Origin of the sequence: Pengzhenrongella sp., assembly GCF_036565025.1 — a bacterium.
In the GTDB taxonomy this organism is placed as follows: Bacteria; Actinomycetota; Actinomycetes; order Actinomycetales; family Cellulomonadaceae; genus Pengzhenrongella.
The window spans coordinates 1-5,882 of sequence record NZ_DATCNW010000163.1 but is presented as its reverse complement, the minus strand read 5'-3'; the positions used below and the strand labels follow the sequence as shown (position 1 = coordinate 5,882).

General features: G+C 73.9%; 7 protein-coding genes. 1 reads left to right on the top strand and 6 read right to left on the bottom strand.

Features of this window, described 5'->3' with window-relative positions; translation table 11 throughout:
* On the bottom strand, positions 1 to 128 hold a 128-nt coding region (locus tag VIM26_RS09265), incomplete at its 3' end, for a zf-HC2 domain-containing protein (RefSeq protein ID WP_331950400.1).
* Positions 129 to 148: 20 nt separating this feature from the next.
* Complete coding sequence (gene sigE, locus VIM26_RS09260; protein WP_331950396.1) at positions 149 to 787, bottom strand: RNA polymerase sigma factor SigE; 639 nt, start codon at positions 785 to 787, stop codon at positions 149 to 151.
* A 221-nt stretch (positions 788 to 1,008) separates the two neighbouring features.
* Here sigE and VIM26_RS09255 point away from each other — a divergent pair, with 221 nt between their 5' ends.
* Positions 1,009 to 1,641 (top strand): O-methyltransferase, encoded by a 633-nt coding sequence (locus VIM26_RS09255; protein ID WP_331950398.1) that lies wholly within the window; start codon positions 1,009 to 1,011, stop codon positions 1,639 to 1,641.
* Positions 1,642 to 2,122: 481 nt separating this feature from the next.
* Here VIM26_RS09255 and VIM26_RS09250 read toward each other — a convergent pair whose 3' ends face one another.
* From VIM26_RS09250 to VIM26_RS09235, 4 genes are all read right to left on the bottom strand, one after another.
* Positions 2,123 to 3,658, bottom strand: a complete 1,536-nt coding sequence (locus VIM26_RS09250) for a leucyl aminopeptidase family protein (RefSeq protein ID WP_331950394.1) — start codon at positions 3,656 to 3,658, stop codon at positions 2,123 to 2,125.
* Positions 3,659 to 3,722: 64 nt separating this feature from the next.
* Positions 3,723 to 3,893: a DUF3117 domain-containing protein gene (locus tag VIM26_RS09245; protein ID WP_331950392.1), complete on the bottom strand. Its 171-nt coding sequence runs from the start codon at positions 3,891 to 3,893 to the stop codon at positions 3,723 to 3,725.
* A gap of 140 nt (positions 3,894 to 4,033) precedes the next feature.
* The gene (locus VIM26_RS09240; RefSeq protein ID WP_331950391.1) at positions 4,034 to 5,362 is read right to left on the bottom strand and encodes a hypothetical protein; all 1,329 of its coding nucleotides are present in this window, start codon (positions 5,360 to 5,362) and stop codon (positions 4,034 to 4,036) included.
* A gap of 22 nt (positions 5,363 to 5,384) precedes the next feature.
* Positions 5,385 to 5,882 (bottom strand): dihydropteroate synthase (locus tag VIM26_RS09235; RefSeq protein WP_331950389.1); only part of this gene is annotated, 498 nt, incomplete at its 5' end.

Genomic DNA, 5,882 nt, shown 5'->3' with positions numbered 1-5,882 from the left:
CCCGCCAGGGCCTGCCGGGCGAGCCGCGCGGCGACGAGCTCGGCGGCGCACGACGGGCAACCCGCGACGTGCGCGAGCGCGCGCTCGGTCGCGGCCGGCCCGAGCTGGCCGTCGGCGAGAGCGCTCACCCAGGAGCCGAGGTGGTTCGTCACTGGCCGCGCACCCACGGTTCGTCGGACAGACCTGCCAGCACGGCGCCCGGCGCGCGGTGCGCCAGCGAGCGGCGCAGCTCGGCGCGGGCCCGGTGGATCCGCGATCGCACGGTGCCGAGCTTGATGCCGAGCGTGACAGCGATCTCCTCGTACGACAGCCCCTCGATGTCGCAGAGCACCACCGCGGCGCGATACCCGGGCGAGAGGTCGTCGAGCGCGCGCTGCACGTCACGGTCGAGGTTCGCGTGCTCGTACCCCCGCTCGGGGTTCTGCAGCTCGCCCGTCGCGGCGTAACGATCGGCGTCGTCCCCGATCGGGTCGATCCGGATCCGCTTCTTGCGGCGGACCTGGTCGAGGAAGAGATTGGTCGTGATCCGGTGCAGCCAGCCCTCGAACGTGCCCGGGGTGTAGCCCGAGAGGGACCGGAAGACGCGCACGAAGACGTCCTGCGTCAGGTCCTCGGCCTCGTGCTGGCTGCCGGTGAGCCGGTAGGCGAGCCGGTAGACGCGCGCGGAGTGCTCGCGCACGATCTCCTCCCAGGACGGCGGGGTCCAGGGCTCGACGGCGCCGGTCGGCACGGTGAAGTGCACCTCGGGAGCTCGGGTCGACGCCGGGTCCGGCGTGGCCAGTGCCATTCGACGGTTCAGCTCCTCAGCAGGTCGGATGCCGTCGGGTCGCCCGGAGCCGTGATCGGCCACGTGCACCCGCGTGCATAGCACAAGTCTCGCAGGTGCGGGATATTCCCACGACTGCCTTCGCCGGCCTCATCCGCCCGGCGCCACGCGCGCGCGGCGCCGTCGGCGGTACCATCGCCGCACCTGTTCCACCACCTGCCAAACCCGCCCGGGAGGCCATCATCTCCACCGACAAGACCCAGAGCTGGGTCTACTCCGAGGAGTTCGTCCCCGAGGACGAGGTGTTGCTGCGGGCTCGCGAGCGCGCCGGTCAGCTCGGCTGCGTCCCGGTGATGCCCGGGTCCGGCGCGGTGCTGACCGTGCTCGCCGCGAGCTCCCAGGCACGCGCCGTCGTCGAGGTGGGTACCGGGGCCGGCATCGGCTCGCTGTACCTGATGCGTGGCATGCCAGTCGACGGCGTGCTCACCACGATCGACGTCGAGGTCGAGCACCAGCGTGCCGCCAAGGAGGCGTTCGCCGAGGCCGGCATCCGCCCGACCCGCACGCGGGCCATCTCCGGGCGTGCTGCCGACGTGCTGCCCCGCCTGACCGACGGCGCATACGACCTCGTCTTCATCGACGCGGACAAGGAGAGCTACCCGACGTACGTCGAGGCTGCCCTGCGGCTGCTGCGGCCCGGCGGCGTGCTCGCGATCGACAACGCGCTGTGGCACGACCGGGTCGCCGACCCCGCGCGCCGCGACGAGGTCACCACCGTGATCCGCGAGGTCGGCCGCGCGCTGCGCAGCGACGACCGCGTCATGACCGCGATGCTCCCCACCGGCGACGGCCTCCTGGTAGGAGTCCGCCGCTAGCCCGACCTCCCGACGTGTCAACGGTCGCGAGTTCGCCGTTTCCCTTCGAATTCGCCGATCGAAAACGGCGAACTCGCGTACGAACCGGCGAACTCGACCCCCGACCGTCGCTGTCGACGGGCGACAGGTTTGTCCGTGGGCGGGGTGGAATCGTGGGCTGGGTGTATCGCTGGGTGTATCCGACGTGCTCCACAGGTGCACTTTCGATGCGCCCAGCGCTACACCCAGACGCCGGAGCGCCCGACAGGTGACGCCCCGTTCCTCCACGTCCGCCTTGAGCTTCGGCCTCCCCGAGTTGTCAGCCGCTGCGCGCCCCGGGGACCGCGCTGGGGCTGACAAGTCCAGGAACCTTCGAAGTGTCAGCCGCTGCGCGCCCCAGGGACCGCGCAACCTCTGACAAGTCCAGGAGCGTTCGTAGTGTCAGCCGTTGCGCGCCCCAGGGACCGCGCTGCGGCCGACACGTCGGGGATGGGGGTTGGGGCTAGCGCAGCTTCTCGAGGTAGCGCAGCAGGAGGCGCACGCCGTAGCCGGTGGCGCCCTCGGTGACCTCGTGCTTGTCGGCCGTGGAGCGGGCCGGGCCCGCGATGTCCAGGTGCGCCCACGCGCGCGCACCGACGAACTCGCGCAGGAACAGCGCCGCCGTGATCGACCCGCCGCCGGGCGAGCGCTGCGGCACGTGCCGCAGGTCGGCGACGTCCGACAGGATCGCCCCGGCGTACTCCTCGACCAGCGGCATCCGCCAGATCGGCTCGCCCGACGCCGTCGCGGCCGCCTCGAGCCCCGCCGTGAGGGTGCGGTCGGCGCTGAACAGCACGCCGGTCTGCTTGCCGAGGGCCACGCTCGCGGCACCGGTGAGGGTCGCGACGTCGATCAGCACGTCCGGGTCGAGCTCGGCGTCGGCGTACGCGAGCGCGTCGGCGAGCACCATCCGCCCCTCGGCGTCGGTGTTCGCGACCTCGACCGTGCGACCGCCGTACATCCGCACGACGTCGCTCGGTCGGTAGGACGCGCCCCCGAAGTGGTTCTCCGCGAGGGGCAGCACGGCGGTCACGCGGTGCCCGAGCCCCTTCTCGGCGGCGGCGAGCACGGTCGCGAGCGCGACGGCGGAGCCGGCCATGTCGGTCTTCATCGTCACCATGGACTCGCGCGGCTTGATCGAGATCCCGCCGGTGTCGAACGTGATGCCCTTGCCGACGACGACGACGTGTCGCCCGGTGCGCCCGTCGGCCGGGACGTAGCTCACGGTCACCAGGCGCGGCTCGCTCGCGGAGCCGGCGCCGACCGCGAGGATCCCGCCGAAACCCTGCTCGGTGAGCTCGGGGACCCCGAGGACCCGCACCTCGAGGCCGAGTGCGCCGGCGAGCTCGCTCGCGCGCTGCGCCACCCACTGCGGGTTCTTCGTGTTGGACGGGGTGTTGGTCAGGTCCCGGGCCAGCCAGGTCGCGCGGGCCGCGACGGTCGCGTCCGCGATCGCCGCCTCGTCGCGCTCGCCGTGCCGGCCGAGCAGCACCAGCTCGGTCGCGGGGCTCTTCGCGGGGGTCCCCGTGGACGCGGTCGGCTGCCGGTAGGACGCGAGCAGGTAGCCCTCGACGAGCCCCCGCACGGCGTCGGGCGCGTGCGCTCCACCCTCGGAACCGAGGGTGGTCACGACCCGTCCGAGCCCGCGCGTCTGGCGGGCCAGGGCGGCACCGGCGCGCCGGAGGTCGCCCGGGGTCCCGGCGCCGACCCCGACGAGGATGAGTCGCGCGGGGAGCCGGCCCCAGGGCAGCTCGGGGCCGGTCGTCAGCAGGCGGCGCGGCAGCTGCAGGGTCCACGCCTCACCGGGCGCCCCGGTCAGGCCCGCCCGCTCGGCGAGCTCACCCAGGTCGATGCCGTAGCGCGCCGCGGCGTCGGCCGTACCGGCGCGCGGCTGGACCTCGGTCTCGCCCTCCACCGGCGGCGCGACGGGCACCGCGAGAGCGGCGACGTCTTCCGACAGCAGGGTCGAGGACGCGAGGCCACCACGAGCGGTGACCACTGACGGGAGGGTTTGCTCGATCTCCGCGCTCACGCGCGCGGCAGTGCCGCGGCCGGTCAACGCGTCAGGCGGCGACGACGACGCTCAGCGCCTCGCGCAGCGCCAAGGCTTCGGTGGCATTGAGCTCGACGACCAGCCGGCCGCCGCCCTCGAGCGGGACGCGCATGACGAATCCGCGGCCCTCCTTCGTAACCTCGAGCTTGCCGTCGCCGGTACGCGGCTTCATGGCGGCCATCGCGGGGCTCTCTTTCACTTGATGTCTGACCGCCCCACTTTCACCACGTACCCGCACGCACAGGTGCGGGTACCACGGGCAGTCCGGGGCGGATGTCCGTGAATCATTCTAGTTCACGGCGACGACAGCGGATGTCCGCCTCACGGCGGCCACCCGGACGGTGGCGTCAGGCGCCACAGCGCCCACACCCAGCCGACCTGCAGCAACGCCAGCACGACGACGACCGCGACGAGCCACGCCCGGCGCCGCACGCGCGGGCCCTGCACAATCCCCGCGGTCACCGCACCGAGCGGAAAGGCGAGCAGCAGGAACCGCGCAAGGCTCGTCCCCGGTTCCACCACCCCGAGCAGGTACACCAGGTACGCGGCCGGCCAGGCCCGCAGCTCGGGCCCGAGCCGGCGGGCGGGCGGGCAGGTCAGCAGCGCCACGAAGCCCGCGATCACCAGGCCGAGCACGAGCGGGCCCCACCCCTGGAACAACCACCGGGCGATGTCGAGCCACGGCACGAGCGGCACGACGTCGGGGCGCCCGCGCCAGGCCGCCTGCGTGCGCAGGTAACCGTCGGGCACCCCGGTGACCGCGGCGCACACCAACTGCCAGGCGAACCCGGACGCGACCGCCACCACGACCAGCCCGGCGAGGGCGGCCACGTCCCGCCCGCCGAGCGCCTCCCCGCCCCGCCGGGCCGCCCGCCAGCGCACCAGCGCATGCACGACGACGACGACCGCCATCGGCAGCGCCACGGCGCGCGTGAAGCCCAGCGCGATCACCACGAGCGCCGCGTAGAGATAGCGCCGCCGGACCAGCGCGAGCAGCGCCGACGCGATGAGCAGCAGCGCGAGGGACTCGCTGTACGCGACCTGCAGCACCACCGCCGTCGGGAAGAACGCGACCAAGACGACGGTCGACAGCGCCAGCGCCGCCCCTCCGCCGGCCGCCCCGGCACCCGGCCCGCTCGCCGCGAACTGGGAGTTGTTGTCGCCTCGAGCCGTCCGGCGCGACAACGACTCCCAGCTCGCGGGCAGCCGCGCGGCGCCGAGCTCGACGACGCGGTAGATGACCAGCATCGCGGCGGCGCCCAGGGCCAGGTTCAGCAGCGGCGCGGCCGCCTGCCAGGGCGCGCCGGTCACCCTCATGAGCACGCGCACCAGCAGCGGGAACAGTGGGTAGAACGCCCACGCGTTCTGCTGGACGACGCCGTCCGCGCCGATCGGCAGCTGCGCGGGGTAACCGCTCTCGGCGATCTGGCGGTACCAGCTTCCGTCCCACATCAGGCCGGTGAACTGCAGGTACGTCGGGGCGGCGGGAGTCCAGCCGTTCGCCGCCTGGGTGTGCGCCACGACCACCAGGACGAGCGCGCTGAAGGTCCGGGCGATCGCGTACACCGCGAGCACCTGGGCCCACCAGGGCCAGGCTGCCACGTGCGCCCAGCGCGCGGCGGGCGCTCGAACGGCCCCGTCCGCGTTCACTCGGACCTCATGCCGGACGACCTCACGCCAGGCCGCGCACGGCAGCCGCCGGCGGGGTGTCGCCGCGGAGCACCGCGACCATCTCGAGCGTGCGGCGGGTGGCGCGGACGTCGTGCGTGCGAAAGACCCGCGCGCCGAGCCAGGCCGCGATCGCCGTAGCGGCGAGGGTCCCCTCGAGCCGCTCGTCCACCGGCAGGTCGAGGCTCTCGCCCACGAAGTCCTTGCGCGAGAGGGCCATCAGCACCGGGTGGCCGAGCTCGACCAGCGCGGCCGTCCGGCGCACGAGGTGCAGCGAGTGCCAGGTGTTCTTCCCGAAGTCGTGCGTCGGGTCGACCAGCACGCTCGCGGGGTCGATGCCGAGCGACACGGCGCGGGCCGCGGCTGCCGCGAGCCGCGCGACGGCGTCCTGCACGACGCCGTCGCGCGGGTCGCCATCGCCGTCGTCGCCATCACCGTCGTCGCCTGCAGCGCCGCCGCCGGGTCCCCCGCCGAGCCGCGGATACGCGACCCGGTACGGGTC